This is a genomic window from Azotobacter tropicalis (genome assembly GCF_059739045.1).
Genome location: NZ_AP046059.1, coordinates 3,726,002 through 3,741,855, shown reverse-complemented (window position 1 = coordinate 3,741,855; position 15,854 = coordinate 3,726,002). Strand labels below are relative to the sequence as shown.

Genomic DNA, 15,854 nt, shown 5'->3' with positions numbered 1-15,854 from the left:
ACCTCAGGAATCGCCCTCGACCCGCTCGACCTGCCCGGTCGGCGGCTCGTCGCCGGGCGATGCCCGCTCCTCCTCGGGTGCCGCCGCGCTCGGCAGATCGATCCAGAAGCAGCAGCCGTGCCCAGGCTCGCTGTAGAAGCCTATGCTGCCGCTCATCATGCTGGCCAGCTCATAGCACAACACCAGACCAATGCCGGAGCCAGGGATGTTCGAGCTTTCCCGACCAAGACGCTGGAAGGGCTGGAACAGCTGACTCTGCTGCTCGGCGTCGAGCCCCGGCCCGGTATCCTTGACCCAGAGCCGCACGCAGTCCGAACGCACCTCGTAGCCGAGCGTGACCCGGCCCTGCGGACGGTTGTACTTGATCGCATTGGATAAGAGATTCAGCAGGATCTGCCGCAGGCGCCGGGAATCGGCATGCACGTAGAGGGGCATGCACATGGGGATCAGCTGTAGCTGCAACTGGCGCTCGAGGACCTGCGGCTGCACCAGCTCGGCGCAACTGGCCAGCATGGCACCGACCTCGACCGGCCGGATATGCAATTGCTGGCGGCGCCCTTCCAGGGTCGACAGATCGAGGATGTCGTCCACCAGCGCGGTGAGATGCCGGCTGGCCTTGACGATTTCCCGGGCATACTCGCCGACCGGGTTCGTCTCGGGCTTGCCCTCCACCTCCAGCTCGATCAACTGGGCGAAGCCCTGCACCGCGTTCAGCGGCGTACGCAGCTCGTGGCTCATGCTGGACAGGAAACGGCTCTTCGCCCGGCTGGCGTCCTGCGCCTGCAAGGTGGCGCGGCGCAGGTCCTCCTGCACCGCCTTCAGCCGCGAAATATCCACATGGGTACCCGCCGAATGCAGCACCCGGCCACTGGCATCCCACGCCAGTGCCTGGCCGCGCGACAGCAGCCAGACATATTGGCCGGCGCGGTCGATACAGCGGTACTCCACCTCGTAAACACCGTCGGCACCGCTGAAGAAACTCTCGCGCCGTTGCCTGAGACGCTCCATGTCGTCCGGATGGACCAGCCGGTTGAACTCTTCGAGGGTCACACTCTCGGAGTCCAAGGCGAAGCGCCTGGCAAAGCGGCTGCTCACCCGGATCTGGCTCTCGTCCGCGATGATTTCCCAGAGGCTCTCGGTGGTGTTCTCCATCACCACCTCGAGCAGGCGCTGAGTCCGGGAGCGCTCGGCCTCGCTGGCGTGCAACTGCCGATCGCTGCTGCGTAACGCATCAGCCATCGTATTCAATTCGTCGATCCGGCTGCTCCGCAGTGGCAGCGGCCGATCGGTCCCCGCATGCCACTGCCCCTTGCCCAGATGGCGCAGCATGTCGACGATGCCGCTGATTGGCTGCTCCAGTTCGCGGCTCAGGCGCTGCGAGCGCCGCCACCAGAGCATCAGGAACAAGCCATGGAACAGCAGCAGACCGGCGATCAGCAGATAACCGATCTTCTGGTAGTGGGCTGCCAGGGCCCGGGTCGACTGGAAGATCCTGTCCTCGTCCACGACCAGCAGCAGACGCCAGCCGGTCAGGGGAATCCGCCGCCAGACCAGCAGATGCTCGTGTCCGTCGAACATCGCTGCCTGCGCCACCCCTTCGGCACCAACCGCCTGCAGCAGATGCTCGACCTCCCGCCGATGCTCCGGCGCATTGACCGCGAAAGGGCTCGGCCTCTCGCCCTCCCTCGGCAAGCTCATGACGCTTCCCTCCCCGTCGATCAGCATGGCGTGTCCCTGCCATGGCACTTCCAGGGTCCTCGTCTTGGCCAGCATCTCTTCGAGGTCGATCTCCAGACCGACCACCCCTTCCAGGAAATTGCCGCGGTATACGGGGGCGATGGTCGCCGTTCGCCAGCGGCCGGCGGGATCGAGATAGGGCGAAGTCCATACCGGCTCGCGCTCCGGGTCCCCCTGCTCGGCGGCCCGGGAATAGAAGTTGTATCCGGAAGACGGCGTGTCGCCGGGCGCCTTCTGCAGCACGTCGAAGAACGGGAAATGCCGGGTGTAGTGGTCCCAGCTGCGAAAATAGACCGAAACCACCAGAGGGTCGGTCTCCTTGATCGAGCGCATCAGCGGATCGAGCTGCGACAGGCGCAGTGCCTTGGCATGATCCTGTCGCTCCCGCGGCGTGCTCTTCGCATAGAAGGAAGCCGCGCGACCATCGTCGCTGCGGCTGTAGAACTGGCCGTCCGGGCCGAGCGCATGCCGCGCCCGCTCTGCTTCGTCCGGCTGGAAGCGTTCATTCTGCAGCGCATGGATGACGGCCTCGCGGAAGATCCGCGTCTGCCTCTCGATGCTCCACAGCTGCCAGTCTACGACCTCGGCCTCGTGCTGCGCGGCACTCTCCAGTCCTTGCTGCGCCCGCGCCTCGAGATGTCCCAGTTGGGCATCGCGCATGGCAGCGTTGCTCAGCAGATAGGCGCCAATCAGCACCAGCTCCACCAGCAACAACGGAAGCAAGGCGCACTGTATGAAGGCGCGCCAGATCCACTGGCGCAAGGGGTATCGCGTTGCCCGAGGCATGGAAAAAGTCTCGTCACCCAGCGACGTCGGAAAGCCCATCATATAGCAGCCTACTGACGGATTTTGCCAGCCACGATAGTCGACTCACTGGTCTATTTACCGTATACTTGACTCAGTACCTAAGGTTTTGGGGCCGATTAGGATTCGACGCCGGTAACGAAACTTGAGGGGCATGCCGAGTTGGTAACAGAACTCGTAAATCCACTGTTGCAAACCTATAGTTGCCAACGATGACAACTTCGAAGGGTACGCGCTAGCCGCCTAACCTTCATCTGGTCGCTTCGGCGCCAGCGATCATCAGGGGATGCCTGTAAACCCGAAGTGATCGTCAGACAGAACAGGATCGCCGCCAAGTTCGCTGTAGACGTAACGGCTAAAACCCATACAGCTCGCTCCAAGCACCCTGCCACTCGGGCGGCGCGGAGTTAACTCAGTAGAGCTGGCTAAGCATGTAGAACCGATAGCGGAGAGCTGACGGACGGGGGTTCAAATCCCCCGGCTCCACCAAATGCAAGTTTCCACATGTTCCCACATGACCGGAAACACCCCTGAAAAGCCCGCCCTGTGCGGGCTTTCTTGTTTATGCATGCCCCTCATGCCCTGCCCGGCACCGTCGGCCATGCATCGACACCACGGCTGTCGGGTACGCAGGCCGCACAGCTGCTCCCGGAAGCGACTCTGCAGCGGACGAGCGTTCCCCGGCCGAGAATCCAGCCCCGCTACGGGCCTCGGTAGAAACATCCATAATTTCGATCGATTCCCTCCGAAAACCGCGTTTTTCTTCCAGTCCTCCGAAGGCTAGCCTTGCTCACAGCAACACCCCTTCCCCTTCAGGAGAGACTCGATGATCACCCTGCGCCCGTCCGCCGAACGCGGCCATGCCAGCCTGGGCTGGCTGGACAGCCACCACAGCTTTTCCTTCGCCGACTACTACGACCCGCGCCACATGGGCGTCTCGCGGCTGCGGGTGATCAACGACGACCGCGTCGCGCCGCGGACCGGCTTCGACGCCCACCCGCACCGCGACATGGAAATCATCACCTATGTGCTGGAGGGCGCCGTCGAGCACCAGGACAGCATGGGCAACCACAGCCAGCTGAAGGCCGGAGAGGTTCAGGCGATGAGCGCCGGTAGCGGTATCGTGCACAGCGAATACAACCCCTCGGCGAGCGAGCCGCTGCACCTGCTGCAGATCTGGATCCAGCCGCAGGAAAACCGCGTGCAGCCGGGCTATGCGCAGAAGGACTTCTCTGCCGTGCGCGGGCTCGGCCTGGTGGTTTCGCCGGACGGTCGCGAGGGCTCGCTGCCGATCCACCAGGATGCCTGCCTGTACCTGGCCCGCCTGGAAGAACGCCAGCAGGTGAGCCTGCCGACCCGTGCCGGACGCACCTACTACCTGCACGTCGCCCGCGGCAGCCTGCAGGCCAACGGCGTGCCGCTCAGAGCCGGCGACGGCGCCACGCTGGCCGGCGAATCGGCGATCGAGCTGGAAGCCGGCGAGGCGGTCGAGGCGCTGCTGTTCGACCTGCCCTGAGGCGCCGGCGCGTTCAGAAGCGGAACACCTCGACGTCCCGGGTCGGTCGAGCGACGGGGATATCCGGGGTCTGCGGCGGTTTTTCCTCGACCTTGGGCACTGCCGCCCGCGCGGTCTTGCGCGATTCCGCCACCGGCGCCTGCTGTTGCTTGGCCAGCGGCAGGATCGCCGCCGCCAGATTTTCGGCCAGGCGCTGCAGCACCACGCTCTGCGCCCGTACCTGATCGGCGCTGGACCCCTGATGCGGCTCCTCCAGCCGGATCAGGCGGCTCTCGTTGAGGCGTCCCCGGCGGTCCAGCAGACGCCACTGAGCCTCCAGAACCGCCGGCTGCTTGGGCCCCGAATCCAGGCGGGTGATGTTCAGCTGGACCTGCACGTCCGGCTTGAAGCCGGGCGCGCCCGGCTCGGGAACCAGGCGGTGGCTGTCCAGGCGCCAGGCCAGCTGGCGCAGCAACAACTGGTCGATATCGGCCTTCAGATCGCCGGCCCAGCGGGCATCGCGTGCCGTGCTCAGGCGGCCATCCTCATGACGCTGCACCAGGACGGCATCCTTTTGCAGATAGTCGGCCAGGATCACCGGACCGAGCAGCACGGCCAGGCCGTTCCGCTCGGGTGTTTCAGGATCGCCGCTGTCCAGCCGGTAGAGGGTCGTCGTCGGGCGGAGCGAACAGGCGCCCAGCAGCGACAAGACGGCCAGCAGGACAAGCAAACGAAAGCGAGGGAATCTCATCAATGTTCACCCAGAAGGCCGCCACCAGGCAGCCATAGTCCATCGTCAAACAACATGACCCGGCGAACTGCGCTGGCAGGAGGCGCCGGAGGTTAGCCGGCCATGCCCGAAGCGGACGGCACCCGTCCGCCGGGGGCCGCAACGCCCCCGGACAAAGCCGGCCCGAGCATGGCCAATTCGTCAATCCCTTGCAGGCCGGCCTGTGTAATCGTTTGGGAAACTGCAGACAGCTAGCGGCAAGCAGCTGCCCCCGCCCCCTCCGATGCGCTCGCGCGACATTCTGCCATCAGCCCGGTTCCTCGACCAAGAGCGCGTCCACCCGCTGAAAACCGCGCGGCAACTTGTTGCCGCGCCCACCACGCTCGCCCTGGTAATGCTCCAGGTCGCCTGGCTTCAGCGACAAGGTCCGCTTGCCGGCCTGCAGCACCAGGGTCGCCCGGGCGGAGAGCACGACGAAATCGCCGAGGTACTCCTCGCGACTGGCGACCCGCGCCCCGGGGATGGCGATCAGCTTGTTGCCCTTGCCCTTGGCCAGCTGTGGCAGCTCGGCCACGGGAACAGCAAGAGGCGCCCCTCCGTGGTCACCGCCGCCAGCCAGTCGTTCTGCAGATCGCCCAGCGGGCGCGGCGCCATGACCCGGGCGCCGGCCGGCAGGCTCAGCAGTGCCTTGCCGGCCTTGTTCTTCGCCTGCAGATCCTCGCCCTTCACCACGAAGCCATAGCCGGCATCGGAGGCCAGGACATACAGCGCCTCGTCCTCCGGCAGCAGCACGCATTCGAAGCTCGCCCCCGGCGGCGGCGCCAGACGCCCAGTCAGCGGCTCGCCCTGGCCGCGCGCCGAGGGGAGCGAATGGGCCGCCAGGGAATAGCTGCGCCCACTGGAGTCGATGAACACGGCGTATTGGTTGGAGCGGCCCTGAGCCGCCGCCTTGAAGCCATCGCCGGCCTTGTAGGAAAGCGCCGCCGGGTCGATGTCGTGGCCCTTGGCGCAGCGCACCCAGCCCTTCTCGGAAAGCACCACGGTCACCGGCTCGGTGGGCAGCAGCTCGGTTTCCGACAGCGCCCTGGCCTCAGCCCGCTCGACGATCGGCGAGCGCCGCGCATCGCCGTAGGTCTCGGCGTCCGCCAGGAGCTCCTTGCGCACCAGCTTCTTCAGCTTGGCCTCGCTGCCGAGCAAAGCCAGCAGTTTGTCGCGCTCCTTGGCCAGCTCGTCCTGCTCGCCGCGGATCTTCATCTCCTCGAGCCGCGCCAGCTGGCGCAGGCGGGTGTCGAGGATGTAGTCGGCCTGCACTTCGCTGAGGGCGAAGCGCTCGATCAGCACGGCTTTCGGATGATCCTCGCTGCGGATGATGCGGATCACCTCGTCGAGGTTGAGAAAGGCGATCAGCAGGCCCTCGAGCAGGTGCAGGCGCTTCTCCACCTTGTCCAGGCGGAACTGCAGGCGCCGGCGCACCGTCCGCACGCGGAACTCCAGCCATTCGGAAAGCAGCGTGCGCAGGTCCTTCACCTGCGGCCGGCCGTCCAGGCCGATGATGTTGAGGTTGACCCGGTAGCTGGACTCCAGCTCGGTGGTGGCGAACAGATGCTGCATCAGCCCCTCCACGTCGACCCGGTTGGAGCGCGGGATGATGACGATGCGGCAGGGATTCTCGTGGTCCGACTCGTCGCGCAGGTCGGCGACCATCGGCAGCTTCTTGGCCTGCATCTGTGCGGCGATCTGCTCCAGCACCTTGGCCCCGGAGACCTGGTGCGGCAGCGCGGTGATCACCACGTCGCCGTCCTCGACCCGGTACAGCGCGCGCATGCGCACCGAACCGCGGCCGGTCTCGTAGGTCTTCAGCAGCTCGGCGCGCGGGGTGACGATCTCCGCCTCGGTGGGAAAGTCCGGGCCCGGGATGTGCTCGCAGAGCTGCGCCACCGTCGCCTGCGGCTCGTCGAGCAGGCGCACGCAGGCGCTCGCCACCTCGCGCAGGTTGTGCGGCGGCACGTCGGTGGCCATGCCCACGGCGATGCCGGTGGTGCCGTTGAGCAAGAGGTTGGGCAGCCGCGCCGGCAGCACCGCCGGCTCGTCCAAGGTGCCGTCGAAGTTCGCCACCCAGTCGGCGGTGCCCTGCCCCAGCTCGGCGAGCAGCACTTCCGAATAGCGCGACAGCCGCGCCTCGGTGTAGCGCATGGCGGCGAACGACTTGGGATCGTCCGGCGCGCCCCAGTTGCCCTGGCCGTCGATCAGCGGGTAGCGGTAGCTGAACGGCTGGGCCATCAGCACCATGGCCTCGTAGCAGGCCGAGTCGCCGTGGGGGTGGAACTTGCCGAGCACGTCGCCGACGGTGCGTGCCGACTTCTTGTGCTTGGCGTCGGCATCCAGGCCCAGCTCGCTCATCGCGTAGACGATGCGCCGCTGCACGGGTTTCAGGCCGTCGCCGATGTGCGGTAGGGCGCGGTCCATGATCACGTACATGGAATAGTTGAGGTAGGCCTGCTCGGTGAACTCCGCGAGTGAGCGGCGCTCCACGCCGTCCAGGCCGGGATCGAAGGATTCGTTCATGGGTCACACCCTAGGTTGCGGCGCGGCGGCAGGCGGCCGGCGCCGGAAGACGATGAATGCGGTGTCGTGGCCAGGTTTCACGGTGCGGCGTTCCAGCCCTCGGCCGGCGCGGCGAAATGCCAGAGCATCGGCCGGGTCTCGCCGTCGCCGCGGGCCAGCGAGCCGTTGTCGGTGCCGATCCAGGCGCCCTCGGCGTCGATCCACAGGGCCTCGGCGCTGCCCCAGGGTTGCGCGTAGCGGCGCGCGTCGGTGAGCAGCGCATCGGCGAACGACCAACAGCGCTCGACCTCGCCGGTGTTCGGGCTGTGCCGGCAGATCTGGTGGGCCAGGCGCTCCAGGCTGAACAGCTTGTCCCGTAGAAGGTCAGGTCGGAGAAGCTCTTCGCCCAGCGCCGCGAGGTTTTCAACTGGGCCGGCGGCAGCGCCGGGCCGTCCTCGCTGAGCAACACGCAGCTGCCGCTGCAGTGCCAGCTCGCCTGGGCACGGTGCGCCACCAGCAGGCCGCGGCGCTCGCGCTCGGCGGCCAGCCACAGGCGCTCGCCGGGCGGATCGACGGCGACGCCCTCGAACATGGCGTTGAACCTCAGCAGCATGCCGCTGGCCCGCGCCTGGCGCAGCAGCGGCGCCGGCAGCGCCAGCCACTGCGGCTGGCCGATCTCCGGCAGTTGCAGCACCGCGGCATAGGACTCGCTGACCAGATAGCGGTTGCCTTGGGCGTCGCAGCTCAGCCCCTCGAAATCCATCTCGCCGCCGCGCAGCGTGCCCATCAGCTTGGTCCGTGCCCGCACGCCCCAGGGCAAGCCGCTGTCGGGCAGCGGCGGCACGACGAAGGTCTGCGCCTCGGCCTGCCAGGCCGCTTCGCCGGGATGCAGGCGGTAGAAACGATCGTCGTCGCGGTCGGAAACCGCCCAGAGCGCGTCGCCGCAGCGCGCCAGACCGGACAGGTTGCCGCTCGGCATGCCGTCGAGCGGGTGCTCGTCGAGCAGGCGCAACGGCTCCACCGGCAGCGCGGCGTGCAGCGTCGCGCTGAACAGCAGGCCCAGGGCCGCCAGCCAGCGGCGCATCAAACCAGCACCTCGGCGAGGTTGCCCTTGGTCTCCAGCCAGGACTTGCGGTCGCCGGCGCGCTTCTTCGCCAGCAGCATGTCCATGACTTCGCGGGTGGCGTCGAAGTCGTCGAGGGTCAGCTGCACCAGACGCCGGGTGTTGGGGTCCATGGTGGTCTCGCGCAACTGCAGCGGGTTCATTTCGCCGAGGCCCTTGAAGCGGGTGACCTGCGGCTTGCCGCGCTTCTTCTCGGCGGCCAGGCGCTCGAGGATGCCGTCGCGCTCGGCCTCGTCCAGGGCATAGTGGATCTCCTTGCCCAGATCGATACGGTACAGCGGCGGCATGGCGACATGCACATGGCCGGCCTCGACCAGCGGGCGGAAATGGCGGACGAACAGCGCGCACAGCAGGGTCGCGATGTGCAGGCCGTCGGAGTCGGCGTCGGCGAGGATGCAGATCTTGCCGTAGCGCAGCTGGGACAGATCCGCCGAGCCGGGATCGATGCCGATGGCCACCGCGATGTCGTGCACCTCCTGGCTGGCCAGCACCTCGCCGCCGTCCACCTCCCAGGTGTTGAGGATCTTGCCGCGCAGCGGCATGATCGCCTGGAACTCCTTGTCGCGCGCCTGCTTGGCGCTGCCGCCGGCGGAGTCGCCCTCGACCAGGAACAGCTCGGCGCGCTGCGGGTCCTGCCCCGCGCAGTCGGCCAGCTTGCCGGGCAGCGCCGGCCCTTGGGTGACCTTCTTGCGCTCGACTTTCCTGCCGGCCTTGAGGCGTCGCCCGGCGTTGCTGATCGCCAGCTCGGCGAGCGCCAGGCCCAGTTCGGGATGCTCGTTGAGCCACAGGCTGAAGGCGTCCTTGACCACCCCGGAGACGAAGGCCGCCGCCTCGCGGGACGACAGGCGCTCCTTGGTCTGCCCGGAGAACTGCGGCTCAGCGAGCTTCATCGAGAGGACGAAGGCGATGCGCTCCCAGACATCCTCCGGGGCCAGCTTGACGCCGCGCGGCAAGAGGTTCCTGAATTCGCAGAACTCGCGCATGGCGTCCAGCAGGCCCTGGCGCAGGCCGTTGACGTGGGTGCCGCCCTGGGCGGTGGGGATCAGGTTGACGTAGCTTTCCTGCACGCTCTCGCCGCCCTCGGGCAGCCACAGCAGCGCCCAGTCCACCGCCTCGCGGCTGGCAGCGAAACTGCCGACGAACGGCTCCTCGGGCAGGCGGGCGAACTCGCCGACCGCATCGGCCAGGTAGGAGCGCAGGCCGTCCTCGTAGTGCCACTCGACCTTCTCGCCGGCGGCCCTGTCCTCGAAGCTCACCGAGAGGCCCGGGCAGAGCACCGCCTTGGCCTTGAGCACATGCTTGAGACGGGCGACGGAGAACTTCGGCGAATCGAAGTACTGGGCATCCGGCCAGAACTGCACGCTGGTGCCGGTGTTGCGCCTGCCCACGCTGCCGACGATCTCCAGCTCGCTGGCCTTGAAGCCGTCGGCGAAGGCCATGCGGTACTCGTTGCCGTCGCGCTTGACACGCACCTCGACGCGGGTCGACAGCGCGTTGACCACCGAGATGCCGACGCCGTGCAGGCCGCCGGAGAACTGGTAGTTCTTGTTGGAGAACTTGCCGCCGGCATGCAGCTTGGTGAGGATCAGCTCGACCCCGGCACGCCCTCCTCCGGGTGGATGTCCACCGGCATGCCGCGGCCGTCGTCGATCACCTCCAGCGAATTGTCCTCGTGGAGGATCACCTGCACGGATTTCGCGTGGCCGGCCAGGGCCTCGTCGACGCTGTTGTCGATCACTTCCTGGGCCAGGTGGTTGGGACGCGTGGTGTCGGTGTACATGCCCGGGCGCTTGCGCACCGGATCGAGTCCGGAAAGGACCTCGATGGCGTCCGCATTGTAGGTCTGAGCCATGGTTGCCTTAGTTCAGAGTTCGAAGATCAGAGTTCGGAAAAATCGAAATCGCGCCACAGCCCGGCATCGAAGCCGGCGAAGGCGAGCAGTTCCGGCAGGCGCCCGGCGAAGCCCTGGAACGCGTGGTCGCCACCCGTCTCGACGTCGGGCGCGCAGTGCCGGTAGTAGGTCGCGGCATCCCGCCAGTCGAGGGTCTCGTCGCCGGTCTGCAGCCACACCCGGTAACGCGCCGGGTCCTGCGGAGGCGGCACCTCCAGCGCGGCGAGGGTCGCCAGATGGTCGGCGGTCAGCTCCCAGGCCTCGCCGCTGTAATGGTTGCGCTGCGCCCCCAGGCGGCCGTCGAACAGCCGATGCGGGCGCACCGCGGGATTGATCAGCACGGCCTGCAGGCCGTGCCGCTCGGCCAGATGGGTCGCATAGTAGCCGCCCAGGGAGCTGCCGACCAGCGTGGGCCGACCGAGTTCGGCGAGCGCCGCCTCGAGCTGGACGATCGCCTGGCGCGGATGGTGGTGCAGATCGGGCGCCCGCAACCGCGCCGCCAGGCCGATGGCCTGCATGGTGCGGCTCAGCTGCCGCGCCTTGAGGGAGGCGGACGAGCTGTTGAAGCCGTGGATATAAAGGATGGACGGCGCGGCGCTGGGCATGAATCTCGGGCGGCAGTGGCTAGGGTCTGTTGACGTTTTGGCGTGAGCCGCGTTGCCGCGTCAAATGCCGCCAGGCCGGGCCGCGTTCGGCCAGGCGCGGGGCGCCGGCAATGGTCCTTCCCTTGCCAAGCCCCGCAACGCCGCATGGCGGCATTTGCCGCGCAACCCGAAGGGACGGGGCCCGTCTGGCGCAGCACGGCGTCGCTCGTCGTTCATTTGGAATGACCAAACCTCTCTCCTCGTTCCTTGTTCTGCGCTAGACGGGCCGCCGTCGCGGCCTACGCCAAAACGTCAACAGACCCTAGGGGAGGAAGGCTACAAGCGGCGCGCGCCAGTCTCAAGTCGAGCGGCGCATTTGCTGCCGTATGGCAAGGTAGCCGGCACCTTGCCGAATCAGTAGCCGCCCTTGCCGTAGTCGATCTGGAAGCGGTAATCGGTCAGGCGCGACACGCCGGTTTCCAGGCGACCGTCGGCGTGCAGGCGCAGCCAGCGATAGCCGGGCGCCTGGTCGCTGACCGCGAAGGTCTCGCTGCCGGGGGTGAACTGCACGCAGGTCGAGGGCGAAGCCAGCAGGCGCACGCCGCGGCGCAGGCGGTCGAACTCCTGGTGCACGTGCCCCCAGAGCAGCACGCGCACCTGCGGGAAACGGTCCAGCACGGCGAACAGCGCCTCGGCGTTGCGCAAGCCGATCGACTCCATCCAGTGGCAGCCGACCGATACCGGATGGTGATGCAGGCAGACCAGATGATGGCGCTCGGGGGCCTCCGCGAGCGCTCGCTCGAGCAGGGCCAGCTCGCTCGCCTCGAGAAAGCCGGGCACCGCCTCGGGAAGGACCGAGTCGAGTAGCACGATGCGCCAGTTGTCCAGGTCGACGATCGGCCGGCGCCAGTCGCCGCCGGCACTGGCCCGGTTCAGCGCCTCGCGCGTGTCATGGTTGCCGGGAATCCAGCGCAGCGGCGCGGCGAGCGGCGCGCAGAGCTGGCGAAAGCGCGCGTAGGACTCGGCCGAGCCGTCCTGGGAGACGTCGCCGCTGACCACCACCAGATCGATCCGCGGCTGTTCGCGACGCACCAGTTCGATGACCCGTTGCAGGCTGTCCTGGGTCTGCATGCCGAGCAGCCGCGCCTGCGCATCGGCGAACAGGTGGCTGTCGGTCAACTGCACCAGCAACAGGGAGGAATCGGCAGCGGAAGGGGATGGGCTCGACAAGACCTTCTCCTGGAACGGAAGCAGGTCAATTATCGGCCCCTGACCACCGGCCTGATAAGTCCATTCGGCAGACGTGGTTCACAGAACGTCCGTGCCGGATGCCCGGTTGTGAAATATGTCATCGTTGCGCAGGCGCCTGTCGGGGCTGGCGCGGGCGGAAGGCCAGCCCCGCCCCGTGCGGCTTAGGCCTCCTTGCCGCACTCGCGCGGAACGATGCCCTTCTCGGCGGCGTACTTGTGCGAGGACGCCTCGATGATCGGCCGCAGCAGGGCGCGGTCGGCCTGCACCCAGTCGCTGATCAGGCTCCACTTCTCGCCGTCCCACTGCTGGAAGCGCACCGCGCCGCCGCCTTCGTGGTCGGCGCAGGACAGCTTGAGCGGCTGCACCAGGCCCTTGGCGCCGAGCGCAGCGAGGCGCGCATCATCCAGCTTGAGGTGCTCGAAGCCCCAGCGCACCTGCTCGCCGGTCAGGGGCTGCTGGCCGAACTTCTCCTGGGCGATGCGCAGCGCCTCGACGTTGAGGATGCCGTTGACCACGCCGAGGTTGTAGTAGACGGTGCCGAAGCGCTTGGGATCGGCCAGGTCGCCCTGGCCCTTGTCGACCACCTGCTGCTTGATGCCCTGCAAGACCGGGAAGGCGGTGCCGGACGGGTGGGTGGTGATGGCGATGAAGCCCTTGGCCGCGGCGCCGGCCGGCGCGGCATCCTCCTCGGAGTTGCTCCAGATGTTGCCGATGATGCGGTTGGCCGGGAAGCCGACCTTCTGCGCGGTCTTCAGCGCCACCGGGTTCATCACCCCCCAGCCGCGCAGGATCACCCAGTCGGGCTTCTCGCGGCGGATGTTCAGCCACTGCGACTGCTGCTCGTTGCCCGGGTGCGGCACTTCCAGCAGGGTCAGGGCGAAGCCGTACTGGTCGGCCAGGGCCTTCAGCACCTCGTTGGTTTCCTTGCCGTACGGCGAGCCGTGGTAGAGGGTGACGATCTTCTGGCCCTTGAGCTGGTCGAGGCCGCCGGCCTGCTGGCCGATGTAGTTGATGATCGCCGACACCTCGGAATACGGGTTCAGCTGCAGCGGGAAGGCATAGGGGAACACGCTGCCGTCGGTGGAGTCGGTGCGCCCGTGGTTGATGGTGATCAGCGGCAGCTTGTCGGCGGTGGAGCGGTCCAGCGTGGCGTAGGCGATGCCCACCGACAGCGGGTTGGTGGCGGCGGCCGGCGCGCCATTCAAGCCGCCCTTCAGGCGCTCGTAGCACTCGACGCCCTTCTCCACCACGTATTCGGTCTCGCACTCGCTCCAGGTCAGCTTGACGCCGCCCACCCCGCCGCCCGCGTTGACGTACTTGAGGTAGTCGATGAAGCCGCCGAAGAAGCCGGTGCCGCCGGCGGCGTAGGGGCCAACCCGGTAGCTCTGCAGCGGGAAGTACTGCTCGCCGGCGGCGTGCGCGGTGAGGGTCGCGCTGCCCAGGCTCAGGGCCAGCGCCAGGCTGCTGACGAAACTGCGTTCGAACATCGTGCTTGTCCTTGTAGAGAGAGGGAAGTCAGGGGCCGGACCGGCGTCCGGTGGTGCTTGAAGGCTCTTAACCTTGAGAGCATCAATAGCGCAGCGGCCAAAGCCGGGCGCGTTCGCGCAGGCGGCGCCAGAGGCGGGCCAGCCCCTCCGGCTCCTTGATCAGGAAGGCGATGATCAGCGCGCCGAAGACGATCTTCTGCAGGTTCTCCAGCTGCCCGGCGTCGATCAGCCCGGCCGGCAGCAGGCCGGCGAGGTTGGACAGGAGCAGCGGGAACAGCACGATGAAGGCGGCGCCGAGGAAGTTGCCGAGGATGCTGCCCAGCCCGCCGATGATCACGATGAACAGCACCTGGAACGAGCGGTTGAGGTCGAAGCCGTGCGGCTCCACCGTGCCGAGATAGGTGAACGCCCAGAGCGCGCCGGCGACGCCGAGGAAGAAGCCGCTGAGGGCGAAGGCCAGCAGCTTGGTCTTCGCCAGCGGGATGCCGATCACTGCGGCGGCGGTGTCCATGTCGCGCACCGCCATCCAGTTGCGGCCCAGCTCGCTGCGCACCAGGTTGTGGCCGAGCCAGAACAGCGCCGCCACCACGCCGAGGGTCAGCAGGTAGCGCCCGGCCGGCGAGCCGAAGTCGGCGCCGAGGATCTGCAGCTTCGGCGCAGTGATGACGCCGGAGGGGTTGTCGTTGGAGAACCAAGAGAACTTGGTCAGCGCCCACTGCACGAAGAACTGCGCGGCCAGGGTCGAGACGATCAGGTAGAAGCCCTTGATACGCAGACTCGGCAGGCCGAACAGCAGCGCCACCAGCGCGGCGACCACCCCGCCGAGGGCGAAGCTGGCCAAGAGCGGCAGGCCCGCCACGCGCAATTCGAAGTTGTAGGCGGCGAAGGCGCCCACCGCCATGAACGCCGCCGAACCCAACGACAGCTGGCCGGCGTAGCCGGTCAAGAGGTTCAGCCCCAGCCCGGCCAGCGACAGCACCAGGAAGGGAATCAGGATGGCGCTGAACCAGTAGTCGTTGCCGAGGTACGGCACCGCGACGAAGGCGAAGGCCAGCAGCAGGGCGAGGCCGAGGCGGTCCTGGCGCAGGCGGAACAGGCGGCGGTCGTCGGCGTAGCGGATGCTGAACTGGCCGGCTTCTCGATAGAGCATGTGGCGATCTCCTTAGACGCGCTCGATGGCGCGCTCGCCGAACAGTCCGGCCGGACGCACCAGCAGGAACAGCAGGGCCAGCACGTAGGGGAACCAGTTCTCGATGCCGCCGCCGACGAAGGGGCCGAGATAGACCTCGGCGAGCTTCTCCGCGGCGCCGACGATCAGGCCGCCGGCGATGGCGCCGCCGATCGAGGTGAAGCCGCCGATGATCAGCACCGGCAGCGCCTTGAGCACCACCAGGGAGAGCGAGAACTGCACGCCGAGGCGCGCGCCCCACAACAGGCCGGCGACCAGGCCGACGAAGCCGGCCACCGCCCAGACCACTGCCCAGATGCGCTGCAGGCGGATGCCCACCGCCAGCGCGGCCAGCGGATCGTCGGCCACCGCACGCAGCGACAGGCCGATGCGGGTCCTGTTGAACAGCACGGTGAGCAGCGCGACCAGCGCGGCGGCGGTGCCGGCGGCGAACAGGTCGAACTGCGAGAGCAGCAGGCCGCCGACTTCCAGCGGCGCGTCGCTGACGCCCAGCTCCAGGCCGTGCACCTGGGCGCCCCACAGCGCCTGGGCGAAGCCCTCGATCATGTAGGACAGACCGAGGGTGGCCATGAACAGGGTGATCGGCGAGCGGTTGACCAGCGGGCGCAGCACCGCGCGCTCGATCGCCAGCGCCAGCGCCACCATGGCCGCCAGGGTGATCAGGAAGGCGAGCCAGAAGGGCACGCCGCGCTCGAGCAGGCTGACGAAGGTCAGCGCGGCGAACAGCACCATCGCGCCCTGGGCAAAGTTGAACACGCCCGAGGCTTTGTAGATCAGCACGAAGCCGATGGCGACCAGCGAGTACATCACCCCCGCCAGCAGCCCGCCGATCAGCACTTCGAAGAAGAATTCCATATACCTGTTCCTGCCATTTGCGGGCGCAAGCCGCCCTGGCCGCCTGCACGCAGGCGGTCGTCGTCGATTGCGGGGTTCTTGTAGGGTGGGAAACTCGCGCAGCGATTTCCCACGGGGTGGCCATCCACCAGCGGTGGGCAAGGCTGCGCCGTTGCCCACCCTAC

8 protein-coding genes, 1 other RNA gene and 3 pseudogenes are annotated in these 15,854 nt (G+C 67.7%); 2 read left to right on the top strand and 10 right to left on the bottom strand.

The window, feature by feature from the left end; genetic code table 11:
* Positions 1-3 precede the first annotated feature (3 nt).
* The gene (locus Atro_RS17690) at positions 4-2,499 is read right to left on the bottom strand and encodes a sensor histidine kinase (protein ID WP_497924367.1); all 2,496 of its coding nucleotides are present in this window, start codon (positions 2,497-2,499) and stop codon (positions 4-6) included.
* A 153-nt stretch (positions 2,500-2,652) separates the two neighbouring features.
* On the opposite strand from Atro_RS17690, the gene ssrA reads away from it, so the two are divergent.
* Together ssrA and Atro_RS17680 are read left to right on the top strand one after the other, a co-directional pair.
* Positions 2,653-3,030, top strand: a transfer-messenger RNA (tmRNA) gene (gene ssrA, locus Atro_RS17685).
* Positions 3,031-3,367: 337 nt separating this feature from the next.
* Positions 3,368-4,057 (top strand): pirin family protein, encoded by a 690-nt coding sequence (locus Atro_RS17680; RefSeq protein WP_497924361.1) that lies wholly within the window; start codon positions 3,368-3,370, stop codon positions 4,055-4,057.
* Between the two features lie 13 nt (positions 4,058-4,070).
* Here the strand turns inward: Atro_RS17680 and Atro_RS17675 are convergent, their stop codons facing one another.
* From Atro_RS17675 to Atro_RS17635, 9 genes and pseudogenes are all read right to left on the bottom strand, one after another.
* Positions 4,071-4,787, bottom strand: a complete 717-nt coding sequence (locus Atro_RS17675; RefSeq protein WP_497924360.1) for a PqiC family protein — start codon at positions 4,785-4,787, stop codon at positions 4,071-4,073.
* Between the two features lie 286 nt (positions 4,788-5,073).
* A pseudogene (parC, locus tag Atro_RS17670) lies at positions 5,074-7,331 on the bottom strand (DNA topoisomerase IV subunit A).
* Between the two features lie 77 nt (positions 7,332-7,408).
* Positions 7,409-8,394: pseudogene (locus Atro_RS17665) on the bottom strand (esterase-like activity of phytase family protein).
* A pseudogene (parE, locus tag Atro_RS17660) lies at positions 8,394-10,285 on the bottom strand (DNA topoisomerase IV subunit B). Before parE ends, Atro_RS17665 begins: the two co-directional pseudogenes overlap by 1 nt.
* Before the next feature lie 26 nt (positions 10,286-10,311).
* Positions 10,312-10,929 (bottom strand): YqiA/YcfP family alpha/beta fold hydrolase, encoded by a 618-nt coding sequence (locus Atro_RS17655; RefSeq protein WP_497924358.1) that lies wholly within the window; start codon positions 10,927-10,929, stop codon positions 10,312-10,314.
* Between the two features lie 393 nt (positions 10,930-11,322).
* Positions 11,323-12,138, bottom strand: a complete 816-nt coding sequence (gene cpdA, locus Atro_RS17650; protein WP_497924356.1) for a 3',5'-cyclic-AMP phosphodiesterase — start codon at positions 12,136-12,138, stop codon at positions 11,323-11,325.
* Between the two features lie 182 nt (positions 12,139-12,320).
* A complete protein-coding gene (locus tag Atro_RS17645; protein WP_497924354.1) occupies positions 12,321-13,646 on the bottom strand; it encodes an ABC transporter substrate-binding protein in 1,326 nt (441 codons plus the stop codon).
* A gap of 82 nt (positions 13,647-13,728) precedes the next feature.
* Positions 13,729-14,796: a branched-chain amino acid ABC transporter permease gene (locus tag Atro_RS17640; RefSeq protein WP_497924352.1), complete on the bottom strand. Its 1,068-nt coding sequence runs from the start codon at positions 14,794-14,796 to the stop codon at positions 13,729-13,731.
* 12 nt (positions 14,797-14,808) lie between these two features.
* On the bottom strand, positions 14,809-15,690 hold the full coding sequence (locus Atro_RS17635) for a branched-chain amino acid ABC transporter permease (protein WP_497924350.1): 882 nt from the start codon (positions 15,688-15,690) through the stop codon (positions 14,809-14,811).
* Positions 15,691-15,854: the final 164 nt, after the last annotated feature.

Bases quoted from the DNA above. Each gene is read 5' to 3' on its own strand.
- Atro_RS17680 (WP_497924361.1), top strand. From the start codon at position 3,368: ATGATCACCCTGCGCCCGTCCGCCGAACGCGGCCATGCCAGCCTGGGC.
- Atro_RS17675 (WP_497924360.1), bottom strand. From the start codon at position 4,787: ATGAGATTCCCTCGCTTTCGTTTGCTTGTCCTGCTGGCCGTCTTGTCG.
- Atro_RS17655 (WP_497924358.1), bottom strand. From the start codon at position 10,929: ATGCCCAGCGCCGCGCCGTCCATCCTTTATATCCACGGCTTCAACAGC.
- Atro_RS17645 (WP_497924354.1), bottom strand. From the start codon at position 13,646: ATGTTCGAACGCAGTTTCGTCAGCAGCCTGGCGCTGGCCCTGAGCCTG.
- Atro_RS17640 (WP_497924352.1), bottom strand. From the start codon at position 14,796: ATGCTCTATCGAGAAGCCGGCCAGTTCAGCATCCGCTACGCCGACGAC.
- Atro_RS17635 (WP_497924350.1), bottom strand. From the start codon at position 15,690: ATGGAATTCTTCTTCGAAGTGCTGATCGGCGGGCTGCTGGCGGGGGTG.